This is a genomic window from Neisseria wadsworthii 9715, from assembly GCF_000227765.1.
Taxonomy (GTDB): Bacteria; Pseudomonadota; Gammaproteobacteria; order Burkholderiales; family Neisseriaceae; genus Neisseria; species Neisseria wadsworthii.
The window spans coordinates 179,919-193,234 of sequence record NZ_JH165159.1; the positions used below are offsets into that span (position 1 = coordinate 179,919).

General features: G+C 50.5%; 14 protein-coding genes and 1 pseudogene. 9 read left to right on the top strand and 6 right to left on the bottom strand.

Features of this window, described 5'->3' with window-relative positions:
• The first annotated feature begins 21 nt into the window (after nt 1–21).
• The 3 genes from HMPREF9370_RS00730 to HMPREF9370_RS00740 all read left to right on the top strand — a co-directional run bounded on the left by HMPREF9370_RS00730 (nt 22) and on the right by HMPREF9370_RS00740 (nt 1,807).
• On the top strand, nt 22–432 hold the full coding sequence (locus HMPREF9370_RS00730) for a hypothetical protein (protein WP_009115313.1): 411 nt from the start codon (nt 22–24) through the stop codon (nt 430–432).
• Between the two features lie 114 nt (nt 433–546).
• Entirely contained in the window at nt 547–1,095 is a 549-nt protein-coding gene (locus HMPREF9370_RS00735; protein ID WP_009115315.1) for a hypothetical protein, read from the top strand.
• A gap of 28 nt (nt 1,096–1,123) precedes the next feature.
• A complete protein-coding gene (locus HMPREF9370_RS00740; protein ID WP_009115316.1) occupies nt 1,124–1,807 on the top strand; it encodes a 2,3-diphosphoglycerate-dependent phosphoglycerate mutase in 684 nt (227 codons plus the stop codon).
• Between the two features lie 65 nt (nt 1,808–1,872).
• Here the strand turns inward: HMPREF9370_RS00740 and lpxC are convergent, their stop codons facing one another.
• Nucleotides 1,873–2,793, bottom strand: coding sequence for a UDP-3-O-acyl-N-acetylglucosamine deacetylase (lpxC, locus tag HMPREF9370_RS00745; RefSeq protein ID WP_009115317.1), 921 nt, complete (start codon nt 2,791–2,793; stop codon nt 1,873–1,875).
• A 604-nt stretch (nt 2,794–3,397) separates the two neighbouring features.
• Here lpxC and gap point away from each other — a divergent pair.
• The 3 genes and pseudogenes from gap to ftsY form a co-directional block, all read left to right on the top strand.
• Nucleotides 3,398–4,405: a type I glyceraldehyde-3-phosphate dehydrogenase gene (gene gap / locus HMPREF9370_RS00750; RefSeq protein WP_009115319.1), complete on the top strand. Its 1,008-nt coding sequence runs from the start codon at nt 3,398–3,400 to the stop codon at nt 4,403–4,405.
• A 312-nt stretch (nt 4,406–4,717) separates the two neighbouring features.
• Nucleotides 4,718–4,897: a hypothetical protein gene (locus HMPREF9370_RS00755; RefSeq protein WP_009115320.1), complete on the top strand. Its 180-nt coding sequence runs from the start codon at nt 4,718–4,720 to the stop codon at nt 4,895–4,897.
• Nucleotides 4,898–5,486: 589 nt separating this feature from the next.
• A pseudogene (gene ftsY, locus HMPREF9370_RS00760) lies at nt 5,487–6,410 on the top strand (signal recognition particle-docking protein FtsY); the annotation flags it as partial.
• 57 nt (nt 6,411–6,467) lie between these two features.
• On the opposite strand, the gene HMPREF9370_RS00765 reads toward ftsY, so the two are convergent.
• Complete coding sequence (locus HMPREF9370_RS00765; RefSeq protein ID WP_009115323.1) at nt 6,468–7,079, bottom strand: LysE family translocator; 612 nt, start codon at nt 7,077–7,079, stop codon at nt 6,468–6,470.
• Between the two features lie 147 nt (nt 7,080–7,226).
• Between HMPREF9370_RS00765 and HMPREF9370_RS00770 the strand changes: the two genes are divergently transcribed.
• Nucleotides 7,227–8,081, top strand: coding sequence for a LysR family transcriptional regulator (locus tag HMPREF9370_RS00770; protein WP_009115324.1), 855 nt, complete (start codon nt 7,227–7,229; stop codon nt 8,079–8,081).
• 60 nt (nt 8,082–8,141) lie between these two features.
• Here HMPREF9370_RS00770 and HMPREF9370_RS00775 read toward each other — a convergent pair whose 3' ends face one another.
• Entirely contained in the window at nt 8,142–8,546 is a 405-nt protein-coding gene (locus HMPREF9370_RS00775) for a VOC family protein (protein WP_009115325.1), read from the bottom strand.
• Between the two features lie 61 nt (nt 8,547–8,607).
• The gene (locus tag HMPREF9370_RS00780) at nt 8,608–9,462 is read right to left on the bottom strand and encodes an AraC family transcriptional regulator (RefSeq protein WP_009115326.1); all 855 of its coding nucleotides are present in this window, start codon (nt 9,460–9,462) and stop codon (nt 8,608–8,610) included.
• Nucleotides 9,463–9,498: 36 nt separating this feature from the next.
• Between HMPREF9370_RS00780 and HMPREF9370_RS11910 the strand changes: the two genes are divergently transcribed.
• Nucleotides 9,499–9,723 carry a hypothetical protein gene (locus tag HMPREF9370_RS11910; protein ID WP_156792948.1) on the top strand — a complete coding sequence of 75 codons (225 nt, stop codon included), beginning with the start codon at nt 9,499–9,501 and terminating at the stop codon, nt 9,721–9,723.
• On the opposite strand, the gene HMPREF9370_RS00785 is transcribed toward HMPREF9370_RS11910, so the two are convergent.
• Together HMPREF9370_RS00785 and tsaA are read right to left on the bottom strand one after the other, a co-directional pair.
• Nucleotides 9,650–11,695, bottom strand: coding sequence for a M3 family metallopeptidase (locus HMPREF9370_RS00785; RefSeq protein WP_009115327.1), 2,046 nt, complete (start codon nt 11,693–11,695; stop codon nt 9,650–9,652). The genes HMPREF9370_RS11910 and HMPREF9370_RS00785 overlap by 74 nt on opposite strands.
• 170 nt (nt 11,696–11,865) lie before the next feature.
• Nucleotides 11,866–12,546, bottom strand: coding sequence for a tRNA (N6-threonylcarbamoyladenosine(37)-N6)-methyltransferase TrmO (gene tsaA, locus HMPREF9370_RS00790; RefSeq protein ID WP_040666731.1), 681 nt, complete (start codon nt 12,544–12,546; stop codon nt 11,866–11,868).
• A 96-nt stretch (nt 12,547–12,642) separates the two neighbouring features.
• Between tsaA and HMPREF9370_RS00795 the strand changes: the two genes are divergently transcribed.
• The gene (locus HMPREF9370_RS00795) at nt 12,643–13,281 is read left to right on the top strand and encodes a nicotinamidase (RefSeq protein WP_009115329.1); all 639 of its coding nucleotides are present in this window, start codon (nt 12,643–12,645) and stop codon (nt 13,279–13,281) included.
• The last annotated feature ends 35 nt before the right edge of the window (nt 13,282–13,316 follow it).

The window sequence follows — 13,316 nt, forward strand, 5'->3', positions numbered from 1 at the left end:
TGCCTGTCTGAAAGGATACACATGAAGCCCTTATCAGTTGCCTTTTTATTGCTTTCCCTTTCGGCCTGCACGTTTAACAATCCGTTCAGCCGTTCCGCCGAACACACTCCCGCCAACCTGCCGCCGGCGGCCACCGCACAAGTAGCGGCCGGTTCTAGCGTGGTGGGCGACGAATTATTGAGCGCACAAGCTGCCTACCGCGAAGCCATCCGGCAACAAAACCGCAGCGACGGCCATATCGCCAGTCTCCAACGCCAGCTTCACGATGCCGAGCGCCGCAAGCAGCAGGCCGATGACGACATCACCCGCCTGCGCGCCGAGCTGCATCAGGCCAGCGAATCCAAAACCGGCACCGACAATGCCACACAAGCCGCCAGCCAACGCTTGAATGCAGCATGGGAAGCCGCCCGCCAAGCCGGATTGGTGCATTAATCCGAAAAACCGAATGCCTGTCTGAAAAAACACCTTGCTTTCAGACAGGCATTTATACTGATAAAGCTGCTTTAAGCCGCCGGCAACAAAACTTTTTACTCACTTAACATAACAATGATGAAATCCAAAGCCATTTCCCTGCTCGCCTTACTGGCCGGCCTCGGCGCCCATGCCGCGCCCGCCCAAACCGGCGGGAAAACCCAACTACAGCCCGGCCAATACCAATATGCTCTCTACGGCCCTTACGGCCCGGCCGATTTTCGCGAGCTGGTTTTTGTTCATGTATTACCCGAAGGCAGATACTGCATGTTTTCCACAGGAACGGATTTAAGCTACGAAGGTGTGCAGCTGGGCAAATGGCGGAAACAAAAAGGCAATATCATGCTGGATAACCAAACCGTTATCAGCAACCAACCCGTTTTAGGCAGCGCCGAACCCCCTGCCGATGATGCGGGCATGAAAGGCGCGCTGCTCGGTAAGCAGCCGGCGTTTTTCATCAATGCCAGAAGAGCCGAATATCAGGCTTACCACAATAAGCAGGTGTTGGAAAAAGCCCGCGCGGAATGCGTGGAAATGCAAAAAATTCATACTGAGTTACCGGGCAAACGGAATCCGGAAAATTTCCCGCTTGAAACGGCCGTTTGCACCGATACCTGTTGTTAACCTTAACCCCGATATGGAGAAGAAATAAATGGAACTCGTACTTATCCGCCACGGCCAAAGCGAATGGAACGCCAAAAACCTGTTTACCGGCTGGCGCGACGTCAAGCTTTCCGAGCAAGGCATTGCCGAAGCCACTGCGGCCGGCCGCAAGCTGAAAGAAAAAGGCTACCTGTTTGACATTGCCTTCACCTCAGCCCTTTCCCGCGCCATCAAAACCTGCAACATCGTGCTGGAAGAATCCGACCAATTATGGGTGCCGCAAATCAAAAGCTGGCGCCTGAACGAGCGCCATTACGGCCAGCTGCAAGGTTTGGACAAAAAACAAACCGCCGAAAAATACGGCGACGAGCAAGTGCACATCTGGCGCCGCAGCTACGATACCCTGCCGCCGCTGTTGGATGCCGGCGACGAATTTTCCGCCCACAACGACCGCCGCTACGCCCACCTGCCTGCCGATGTGGTACCCGACGGCGAAAACCTAAAAGTAACCCTCGTTCGCGTGCTGCCTTTCTGGCACGACCAAATCGCTCCGGCCCTCTTGAGCGGCAAACGCGTGCTGGTAGCCGCCCACGGTAATTCCCTACGCGCTTTAGTGAAACATCTGGAAGGCATTTCCGATGAAGAAATCATGGGCGTGGAAATTCCTACCGGCCAGCCGCTGGTGTATAAACTGGACGATAATTTGAAAGTGATTGAAAAATTCTATCTGTAAGCGTTTCCGGATAAAGCAATGCCTGTCTGAAAAGGTTTTCAGACAGGCATTGTCGATATTGGCAATCAGGCAACATCCAAATTCAAACTGTGAAAAGCCGACGGCAAATCTTCATCTTGTTTGAATTCCACCCATTCGTAAGACGTTTCGTCTTCAAGCACTTTGCGCAGTAAAGCATTATTAATGGCATGACCGGATTTGAAGCCTTCAAACGCGCCGATAATCGGGTGGCCGACAATATACAAATCACCGATGGCGTCCAAAATTTTATGGCGCACAAATTCATCGGGGTAGCGCAAGCCGTCGGGATTCAGCACGTCGGCATCATCAATCACAATCGCATTGGAAAGGTTGCCGCCCAAACCGAGGTTGTGCGAGCGCATCATTTCCACTTCCTGCATAAAGCCGAACGTGCGCGCACGGGCGATTTCTTCCACATAAGATTTTCCTGCAAAATCAATCTCAAAACGCGGGCTGCTGCAGTTGAACACCGGATGGTCGAATTCAATCGTCAGCGCGGCTTTAAAGCCGTTATAAGGCGTGAATTTCACCCATTTGCCCGGCTCCCGCACTTCCACTTCTTTCAGTATGCGCAAAAACTTTTTCTGCGCTTTCTGATCCACAATGCCCGCGTCCTGTAAAAGGTAAATAAAGGGCAGACTGGAGCCGTCCATAATCGGGATTTCCGGCGCGTTCAATTCAATCAACACGTTATCCACACCATAAGCAGCCAACGCCGACATAATATGCTCAATGGTTCCGACGCGCACACCTTGTTCGGTAACAATAGTGGAAGACAAACGGGTATCGTTAATCAGATAAGGAGTTAGCTTAATGATTTCACCTTGCTCCCCGCTCAAATCAGTACGGCGGAAAGCGATGCCGCTGTTTTCTTCGGCCGGATGCAGGGTAAGCGAAACGCGCTCGCCCGAATGCAGACCCACCCCGGTTGCCCGCACGGATTTGGCTAAAGTACGCTGTAACATTCGTATCCTTCCATGGTTAATTTCAAATAATCATCAATTAAAGCCATGATACGGGAAAACGGTTTGGGATAACATTGAATTTGTTTATGAATAACGTAGCTTTATCCACGCACCACATTTCTAAAAAAGAACTTATTCTTTTTTCTGCACATGCTTTCTCCAGCTTTTCCTACTATTTTACCTCTGTTTATCCATAGTTTTTTAGACAATCTTATTATTTGATTTTACATAATCTTTTCAATTTATCCACAGAAAATAGATTTTTTAAAGCTATGCTTCTTCATCATAATCTTTTTATTTTTTAAATAAAAAAGTAAAAAGAAGGCTTAAAACCTATTTTTACCCGAGCATATTTCAAAATCATATTTGCATAAATAACCGCATGTAAGCTTAGGTAGTATTTAAAAAACATGATAAAACCTATCTATATCAGCCGGATATTGTTTTTAATTTGCCAAGTAAACCGTCTCATACAATCAAAACCTAAACCAACAGATTAAAAACAATATCGGCAATATGCCGCTCAACCGGCTGCCTGCTGAAAATACCTTAATAATTAAAAATTTACGCTTTCAATTTATCCTAATTAAAACAGGAGCTTAACATGGGTATCAAAGTTGCGATCAATGGATTTGGCCGTATTGGCCGTTTAGCATTACGCCGCCTTATTGAAAAGGGCGATATTGACGTTGTTGCCATTAACGACCTTACCCCGCCCGATATGCTGGTGCATCTGTTTAAATACGACACCACGCAAGGCCGTTTTCAAGGTACTGCCGAGCTGAAAGATAATGCCATTGTTATAAACGGCAAAACCATTCGGGCATTTGCCGATGCCAATCCGGAAAACCTGCCGTGGCGGGAATTGGGTGTGGACGTAGTGTTGGAATGTACGGGTTTTTTCAACAGTAAAGAAAAAGCCGAAGCGCATATCAGAGCCGGTGCAAAAAAAGTATTGCTTTCCGCGCCTGGCGGCAATGATGTGAAAACCATTGTATTCGGTGTGAACGAACACACTTTGGACGGCAGTGAAACCGTGGTTTCCGGCGCTTCTTGTACCACCAACTGCTTGGCGCCGATGGCCAATGTGCTGCAAAAAGAATTCGGTATTGTTCAAGGCTTGATGACCACTGTTCACGCTTACACCGGCGACCAAAACACGCTGGATGCACCCCACCGCAAAAACGATTTCCGCCGTGCCCGCGCCGCCGCGCAAAACATTGTGCCCAACAGCACAGGCGCCGCTAAAGCCATCGGCCTGGTGATTCCGGAACTTAAAGGTAAGCTGGACGGCGCCGCCCAACGCGTTCCTGTGGCAACCGGTTCGTTGACCGAGTTGGTTTCCGTACTGACCCGCCCGGTAACAGTGGAAGAAATCAATGCCACTATGAAAGCAGCGGCGAGCGAAAGCTATGCTTATACGGAAGATCCGATTGTGTCTTCCGATGTAATCGGTTTGGAGGCCGGTTCGATGTTTGATGCGACTCAAACCAAAGTGATGACGGTAGGCGATAAACAATTGGTCAAAACCGTAGCATGGTACGACAATGAAATGTCTTATACCTGCCAGTTGATCCGCACATTGCAATATTTCTCTACTTTGATGAAGTAAATCCACTTTGAAAAATGCCTGTCTGAAAACCTTTCAGACAGGCATTTTTTTGTATAAACGGTACTGTTTTCCGAATAAACGGTATATTTTATAAAAATATATTTTTAATAAAATCAATAATATAGTTCAAATGTTTAAAAATAATTACCGTTTATCTATTCCCAACGGTAAAAACTTTGTCTAGAATGCAATCCAACAAAACAAAAAACAAATTAGTCAAATAAAAAATATTTACGGGCAGGCAAAAAATAATCGATTGCCGATTTATTTTAAAGCCGTTTTTCTACTAGATAAAGAAAAAGGAAAACCATCATGTTAGGCTTTTTATTCAACCGCAAAAATAAAGAACAGAATGCTCCGGTTGCCAAACAACCTGTTGTGCAGGCAAACCGTGTCAAATTTGCGCTGGATAAAATCCAAGCTGAAGAATTCAGCTTCGACGAAAAGCCGATGACCCTTGATCAAATGCGCATGCTTGAGCTTGCAATGTAAACCGAATCATAGTGAAACCGCCCGAACAGATTGTTTTCGGGCGGTTTGCTTTTGGGTTTTTCAGACAGGCATTGTGCTTGTGTTAACATACAAATCTAGGCAATTAAGTTACAATAAGCTTCACTATAGCAAATAAACTTATTTTTGCTACGTCGTTGCTGCGCCTTGTCGTACTATTGTACTGTCTGCGGCTTGCTGCCTTCTATCAAAAATAAGTTTATTTGCTATATACAACCCTTCCAAATTTAAAGAGAATTTTATGTTTAGTTTTTTTAAACGCAAGAAAAAACAAGAGCATACCGAGTCGGAAGCCGAGCAGGAACAAAACCTGTCTGAACAAGAAGAAACCTTAAGCGAGCCGGTTCCTGCTGAAGAGCCGGCCGGACGAAAAGAAGAAACCGTTGTCTTTGTTCAAGAAAAAGAGCAAGAACAAATAGAAAACAAACCCGAGCTGCAAACTTTGCCTGTCGAACTGGTGCGAGATGCGGTCGAACCGGTTGCTTTGCAGGAAGAGCCCGAAACAGAGCCTGCGGCGCAAGCTCAACCGGTAGAAAAACCGCTTCCGGTTGCCGCAAAACCGGCTTCCCAACAAGAAGAAAAACTCGGCTGGGCGGCACGCTTGAAAAAAGGCCTCACCAAATCGCGCGACCATATGGCCAAATCACTGGCCGGTGTGTTCGGCGGCGGCCAGATTGACGAAGATTTATACGAAGAACTGGAAACCGTGTTGCTCACTAGCGATATGGGCATCGAAGCCACCGAATATCTGATGGACGACGTGCGCAAACGTGTGTCGCTCAAGGGATTGAAAGACGGCGCCGAGCTGCGCCAGGCTTTGAAAGACGCGATTTACGACCTGCTCAAACCGCTGGAATCACCTTTGGAAATTCCCGAAGGCAAAGGGCCTTTTGTGATTATGATGGCGGGCATCAACGGCGCGGGCAAAACCACTTCCATCGGAAAATTGGCGAAATATTTCCAATCACAGGGTAAATCGGTGATTTTGGCTGCGGGCGACACATTCCGCGCCGCCGCCCGCGAGCAGCTGCAGGAATGGGGTGCGCGCAACGGCGTAACCGTGATTTCGCAGGCTAAAGGCGATTCTGCCGCCGTGTGTTACGATGCCGTGGAAGCGGCCAAAGCGCGCGGCGTGGATATTGTGCTGGCCGACACTGCCGGCCGCCTGCCCACGCAGCTGCATTTGATGGAAGAAATCAAAAAAGTGAAGCGCGTGCTGCAAAAAGCCATGCCTGAGGCGCCGCATGAAATCATTGTGGTGTTGGATGCCAATATTGGGCAGAATGCGGTGAACCAAGTGGTGGCGTTTGACGATGCGCTGGGCGTAACCGGCCTGATAGTAACCAAGCTAGACGGCACGGCGAAAGGCGGCGTGCTGGCCGCTTTGGCTTCCAACCGCCCTATTCCCGTGCGCTATATCGGGGTGGGCGAAAGCATCGACGATTTGCGCCCGTTTGATGCCAGAGCGTTTGTGGATGCTTTGATCGACGAATAATTGGGCTTGGATAGTTAAAATGCCTGTCTGAAAAAGTTTTCAGACAGGCATTGTTTATTAACGCGCAGCAAACAGCAGCATGGTGCCCAAACCGAACAACGCCACACCGATGAAACGGTTTACATATATTTGTTTGCTCAATAAAGCATTGCGGATTATAGGGTTGGCCAACACGATGGCAACGGCGGCAAACCACACGAAATGCGCCAGCGACATAAATGCCCCGTAGCCCACCTGCACCGGCATGGGCGTGGTAGGCTTGACCACTTGGGTGAATGTGCTCAACACAAACAAAGTGGTTTTGGGGTTGAGCGCATTGGTGGCAAAGCCGGTTTTGAATGCGTCCAAGCGGCTGATTTCGCTGTGATTGCCGCTTAAATCGACGTTTACTTTCCGATGGCGGAAAGTTTTGAACCCGATATACATCAAATAAAGCGCGCCTGCTGTTTTAACCAGGTGGAAGACCGCGGGAAATTTTACCAGTAGCACGCTCACGCCCAGCAAAGTATAGCCAACGTGAATCCAAACGGCGGATGCGATGCCGACCGAAGTCCATACTCCTGCCCGCCGCCCGTAAAGATAACTATTGCGCGTTACCATGGCGAAATCCCCGCCCGGGCTGACAACGGCCAAAATCGTGATGGTGGCAACGGCGAAAAGTTCGTTCATCAAGCACCTCTTTATATGAAAAAATTTCTGATATGATATAGAACAAGCGGCAGGCAGGAATGCCTGCTTTTTGATTAAAATAGCGGATATTGTGAACAAAAACCGCTTTCAAAAAAATCGAAATAATGTCGGGTAAGGTGTGAGATTTTGGAACATATTAAAAAGCTGCCCTTAAAGGCTTTGAAGTTTTTCTATTTTGCCGGCCGCTACGGCAGCTTGAGCGAGGCGGCGGAAAGGCTGCATGTAACGCATGGCGCGGTGAGCAAGCAGATGAAAATTTTGGAAGCGCATTTGGGCACCGCATTGTTTGTGAAACAGGGGAGCAGCCTTGCTTTGTCTGAAGCGGGTAAGCAATTGTATGACTCATGCGGTTATGCTTTTGAAGCGCTGGAAAACACGGTGCAGAAAATCAGCGGCGGGCGCAAACGGGATTTAACCGTGTCGTGCGAGCCGACTTTGGCGATGAAATGGCTGATTCCTCGTATCGACCGTTTTCAGACAGGCATGGATGTGAACGTGGTGATTTTGGCGGCCGGCGGCGAAATAGATTTCGATAAACATCCGGCCGACATTGCCATCCGCCGCAACGATTTCCGTTGGTCTGCCGGTTTATATGCGGAAAAACTGATTGATGAGTACATCGGCCCGGTGCATATTCCGGGCGTGAAAAGCCGCAACAGGCTGCACACCCGAACCCGCATGCAGGCATGGGCAAACTGGGAGGCAGCCGCGGGGCAAAGCTTTGATGCGGAGAATGATGTTTTTTTCGAGCATTTTTATTTGTCGATACAGGCGGCGATTGCCGGCATGGGTGTAGCGGTTGCGTCTGAGTTGATGGTTGAAGCAGAAATCGGGCAAGGTATTTTGCAGGCGCCTTATGGTTTTGTGCCCGATGGATCGGCTTATTATGCGCTTTCGCCAGCTGATTTTTCGGCCGATGCCAGAGTGGAACGCCTGGTTGCGTGGCTGAAAGAGGAAATGCGGCAAACGCTTGCCCGATAAGGGCAAAGCGGCCGGGATGATGAAAATGCCTGTCTGAAAAATGTTTCAGACAGGCATGTTTTATTTATCTTCCAGCCATGCCATGGCTTCGATTTTGTGGCCGTCCAAATCGCGCACGAAGCAGCCGTAATATTCTTTGCCGTAGTGCGGGCGCGGGCCGGGTGCGCCGTCGTCGGTGGCGCCGGCGGCAAGGGCGGCTTGGTAGAAAGCGTCCACTTCTTCGGCGGTGGCGGCGAAAAAGGCGATGTGTACGCCGTTTGCGGTTTCTGCTTTTTGGCCGTCGCAGGGTTTCTGTATCCAGAATTCCGGATAGGCGCGGCCGTAGGCGATGGCTTGGTGTTCGCTCAAATCGAACACGCGGCGGATGTTCAGCGTGGTGAGCACTCGGTCGTAAAAGGCGACTGCTTCGTCGAAGCGGTTGGTGCCGAGAGAAACGTGGGAGAGGATGCTTGGGTTTTCGTTCATGGTATGTGCTCCTTTGGTTGGGATGGATTACAAGCTTGCTTTGCCCGTTTTCAGACAGGCATTAATCTGCAAGAGGCAGATAGATATTGGTGCGCAATTCGTGCGGTGCAACTTTTTGCCAGTCGTTGAGGTATTCCTCAAAACACGGGGCGTCACGAACTTGGTAAGAGGTGTTTAAAAGTTCGCTGTAAAACCATGTGTAGGCTTGTTCGAGGTTACTGTATGGCCCTTGATAAGGGTAAACGGCGTAGCGCCCTCCGGCAATGGTGCCGCTTTGGATGGGCGGATCGAAGCTGTGTTGCGCGGTGTTGAGGAAAACGGCGGCTTGTGCGCGCAGCTCCTGCTCGGGCGTGCAGGAGGGATCGTTGAAATAAATGCCGAAAAAACGGGCGTCCGGTGCAGGCAGTAGGCCGCGCAGGGTCAGCAGGCCTTCGATGAGTTCAAAAGATCGGCCGATGCGCATATAGCTGCCGTTGTGCGGAACTAAGGCAATCGGTAAGGGTTCGATGGTGGTGATTTCTATGGGTGGCCGGTTTGCGGGCGGGTGTGTTGAAAGAGGCTGATGGTGATAAGGTGCGTGCGGTTGCATGCGGTAAGCGCCGGGCGCAAGGCCGTAGGCTTGGCGGAAGATGCGTTCGAATGATTGCGTGTTGCCGCTGTATCCGCATTCGCGAGCGATTTCGGCTATCGGCTTTTGCGTGCTCACCAAAAGCTCCGCAGCATAGTGCAGGCGCAGGCGTTTGACGGTTTCGTGCACGGTTTCGCCCATCACGGCGCGGTAAATCCGGTGCCAGTGGTAGGGCGAAAGGCTGACTTCTTCGGCAACGCGGTTTAGGTTGATATTTTGCCGGAAATGCCGGTGTAGATAATCCAGCGCTTTGGCGAAGCGCGTTTCATTGTATTCGCGGTGGCTCATAAGCGGCTCCTTGTTATTTTAATGACAATAGCTTACATGAAATGGGTGGACGAATCTTGCGGTTTTGCTTTCGGTTTGGATGAAATAAAGTTTGATGCCGAAGATGAAAACGGCATGCTTGGCGGCTTAAACAAAAATGCCTGTCTGAATTATTTTCAGACAGGCATAGGTGTGTTTCAGACAGGCATTACGCCGCTTCGTCAAAACCGCTGTGGCGCAGGAGCGCGTCGATTTCCGGCTCGCGGCCGCGGAAGGCTTTGAACGATTCCATTGCGCTGCGGCTGCCGCCCATGGCGAGGATTTCGTTCCAGAATCTGGCACCGGTGGCTTTGATGTCGTCGCTTTCTTCAAATGCGGCGTAGGCGTCGGCGCTGAGCACTTCGGCCCAAGCGTAGCTGTAATAGCCTGCAGAGTAGCCGCCTGCGAAAATGTGGCTGAAGCTGTTGGCAAAGCGGTTGAATTCGGGCGGATGCACCACGGCCACTTCTTTGCGCACTTCGTCCAGCGTTTTCGCCCAGTCGCCCAGTTTGGCGGGATCGTTTTCGCTGTAAATCAGCATGTCAAACAGGCCGAATTCCATTTGGCGCACCATAAACATGCCGCGTTGGAAGTTTTTGGCGGCCACCATTTTGTCGAACAGCTCGCGCGGCAGCGGCTGGCGGGTTTCTTCGTGTTCTGACATTTGTGCCAACACATCGTATTCCCACACGAAATTTTCCATAAATTGGCTGGGCAGCTCCACGGCATCCCATTCCACGCCGTTGATGCCCGACACGCCCAATTCATCCACGCGCGTTAGCAAATGGTGCAGGCCGTGGCCGGTTTCGTGGAACAAGGTGATGATTTCATCGTGCGACAAGCGGGCTTCTTTGCCGCCTACGGGCGGGGTAAAGTTGCACACTAAATAAGCGACCGGTGTTTGCACCCGGCCGGCTTTTTCGGGTGCGATAAAGCGGCGGCGTCCGCGGTAATCGTTCATCCAGGCGCCGCCGCGCTTACCTTCCCGAGCATACAGGTCGAGATACACGCCGCCGATGATGCCGCCGCCTTTTTCCAGCTCGAAATAGCGCACGTCTTTATGCCAAGTGGGCACGGTTTTTTCAATCAGGTTTACGCCGTAAAGTTTTTGGATTTGGGCAAACAGGCCGGCCAGCACTTTGCCGGCAGGGAAGTATTTTTTCACTTCGGTTTCGGAAAACGCGTATTTGGCTTGGCGCAGTTTTTCGCTGGCGTAGGTTAAATCCCAAGCTTGCGGGTCGTTGATGCTCAATTGCTCGCGTGCAAAAGCTTGCACTTCGGCCAAATCTTTTTCGGCGAAAGGTTTGGCGCGTCGGGACAAATCCCTTATGAAATCAAGTACTTGTTTGGGAGATTCGGCCATTTTGGTAACCAGCGACAATTCGGCGAAATTGCTGTAACCCAAGAGCTTGGCTTCTTCGAGCGCGATTTCCAGGCGGCGGGTGATATTGGCGGTGTTGTCCCATTCGGCTTTGCCGAATTCGCTGGCGCGGGTGGTGTAGGCGCGGTAAACGTCGGCGCGTAGTTGGCGGTCGTCGGCGTATTGCATGACGGCGAGATAGTGCGGCATTTGCAGGCCGATTTTGTAGCCTTCTTTGCCTTCGGCTTGTGCGGCGGCGGCAAACATGGCTTTGGCATCATCGGGAATGCCGCTTAAGCGCTCGTCGTTTTCCAGATAGATGGCAAACGCATCGGTCGCATCCAAAACGTTTTGGCTGAATTGGGCGGCCAGCTGCGCGCCTTCGGTTTGCAGCTCGGCAAAACGCGCTTGCTGCTCGGGCGGCAATTCGGCACCGCTTAATACGAAGTCGCGTAAGTCGTGCTCCAATTTGGTTTTTTGGGCGGGGTCGAGTTTGTCAAATTCTGCTGATGCGCGAATGGTTTTGAAACGTTCGTAAAGCTCGATATCTTGGCCGATTTCGGTAAAAAACACGGTAACTTCGGGCATCAGCGCATTGTATTCGGCGCGCAATTCGGGCGTGTCGACCACGGCGTTGAGGTGGGCGATTACCCCCCAGATTCTGCCGACGCGTTCGGTAATGTCGGTGAGGCGCTCTACGGTGTTGGCCCAAGTGGTTTCGCTTTGGGCTTTGACTTCGGCAATTGCGCGGCGGGCTTCTTCCATTGCGTTCTGCATGGCAGGCTTGATGTTTTCGATCTGGATGTCGTTAAAGCGCGGCTCATCGGCTAGATTCAGTAATACATTGTTTTGCATAAGGTTCTCACTTTGATGGTAGGCAGGACGAGTGGATGCCTGTCTGAAAAATATCGTTGTAAACTTAAATGGGTGTTGGGTAACGAATGGATAAATAAGGGCAAATCGGGAAATTTCCAGCGGGTTTTTACTCCGATGCCTGTCTGAAAAATATTGCCGTATCGGGTTTTTCAGACAGGCATCGGCAATACCGACAATATCAATGCCCTGTTTTCATCAATTTGAAACTTCACTTCGCAATCGCCCACGTTCATCACATATACGCGCTCGGGAATGTTTTGATAAGCCGGGCGCGGGTCTTGCGCGATGCTTTGGCTGATCAGCGAGGCAAACGCTTCAGTAAGATGCTGCCGGCCGCTTGCTTCGTGCCAAAGGATATCCAGTTGCGGCGGCGCGCCGTCGATAAAACCGGCGGCGGCGTTGGGTTTGGCTTCAACGAAAGGAATGTAAGGCTTGATGTCGATAACCGGAGTTTCGTCGAGCAAGTCGGCGCCGCTGCACCATAATTTGATGCCGGAATCGGTGGTGATACGTTCGAGTTTGAGTAGGGATAAGCCCAAATGGTTCGGCCGGTGCGGGCTGCGGGTGGCAAAAACCCCTTTTTTCTGCTTACCGCCGAGGCGCGGCGGGCGAACCAATGGCGCCCAACCTTCGCCGAGCACGCCGTGAAAAATAAAATGTACCCAAATATAATCAAATGTTTCCAAGCCGCGCACGCAATCGGCCTGAAAACGCTTATCCAGAGAAATGCAGATTTCCGCGGCAGGTACCAAGCCGGGCTGGCGGGCAATGCCGAATTTTTGTTTGTAGGGCGAGCAAACGGAACCGATGGTTTCTATGGTGTACTGCATGTGGATAAGTTTGTTGAAAAGTTTGTGGAATTGTAGCACGGGGCGCGGCTGCTTTTGTTATAATGTGCGGGTTTCAACGGTTTGGCGGGACAGCAGATGATTGTTTCAATTGATGTGGATGCGCAAAAAACCTTTACACCGCTTTGCCCGCAGGAGCTTCCTGTTGCAGAAGGCGATAAAATTGTGGATGAATTGAACGCGCAGGCTGCATTGGCCGATTTGCGGGTGATGACCAAAGATGCCCACAGCCCGGCTGCCCGATGGCTTGTGGATAATTCTGTGGATATGTTGAAACCCACAGGTCTGAAAAATGCCGATTTAACTTGGGTGGCTCATGCGATGGTGGGCACCGAAGGTTTCGAGCTGCTTGACGGCCTGCCGGATTTGAACGGTTATGACTATTGCGTGTGGAAAGGCGTTGACCCGCAGCTTCATCCTTATGGTGCATGTTTTCATGATATTGAAGAGCGTTTAAGCACGGGTTTAATCGAATGGTTAACTTTGCAAAACACCAATACTGTAATTGTTGGCGGATTAGCTACGGATTATTGTGTGAAAACCACGGTGTTGCAGCTGCTTAAAGGCAGAAAATGGCGCGTAATCGTTAATGCAGCGGCTTGCAGAGGCATTGCACCGGAAACCGTAGAAGCCGCCTGGCAGGAAATGAAAGCCCAAGGTGCGGTGGTGTTGGAAAATGCTGAATCAATAGAAAAATATTTAAAATCAATTGCTTGAATATATTTCACGTGAAACAGGACATGCTTGAAAGT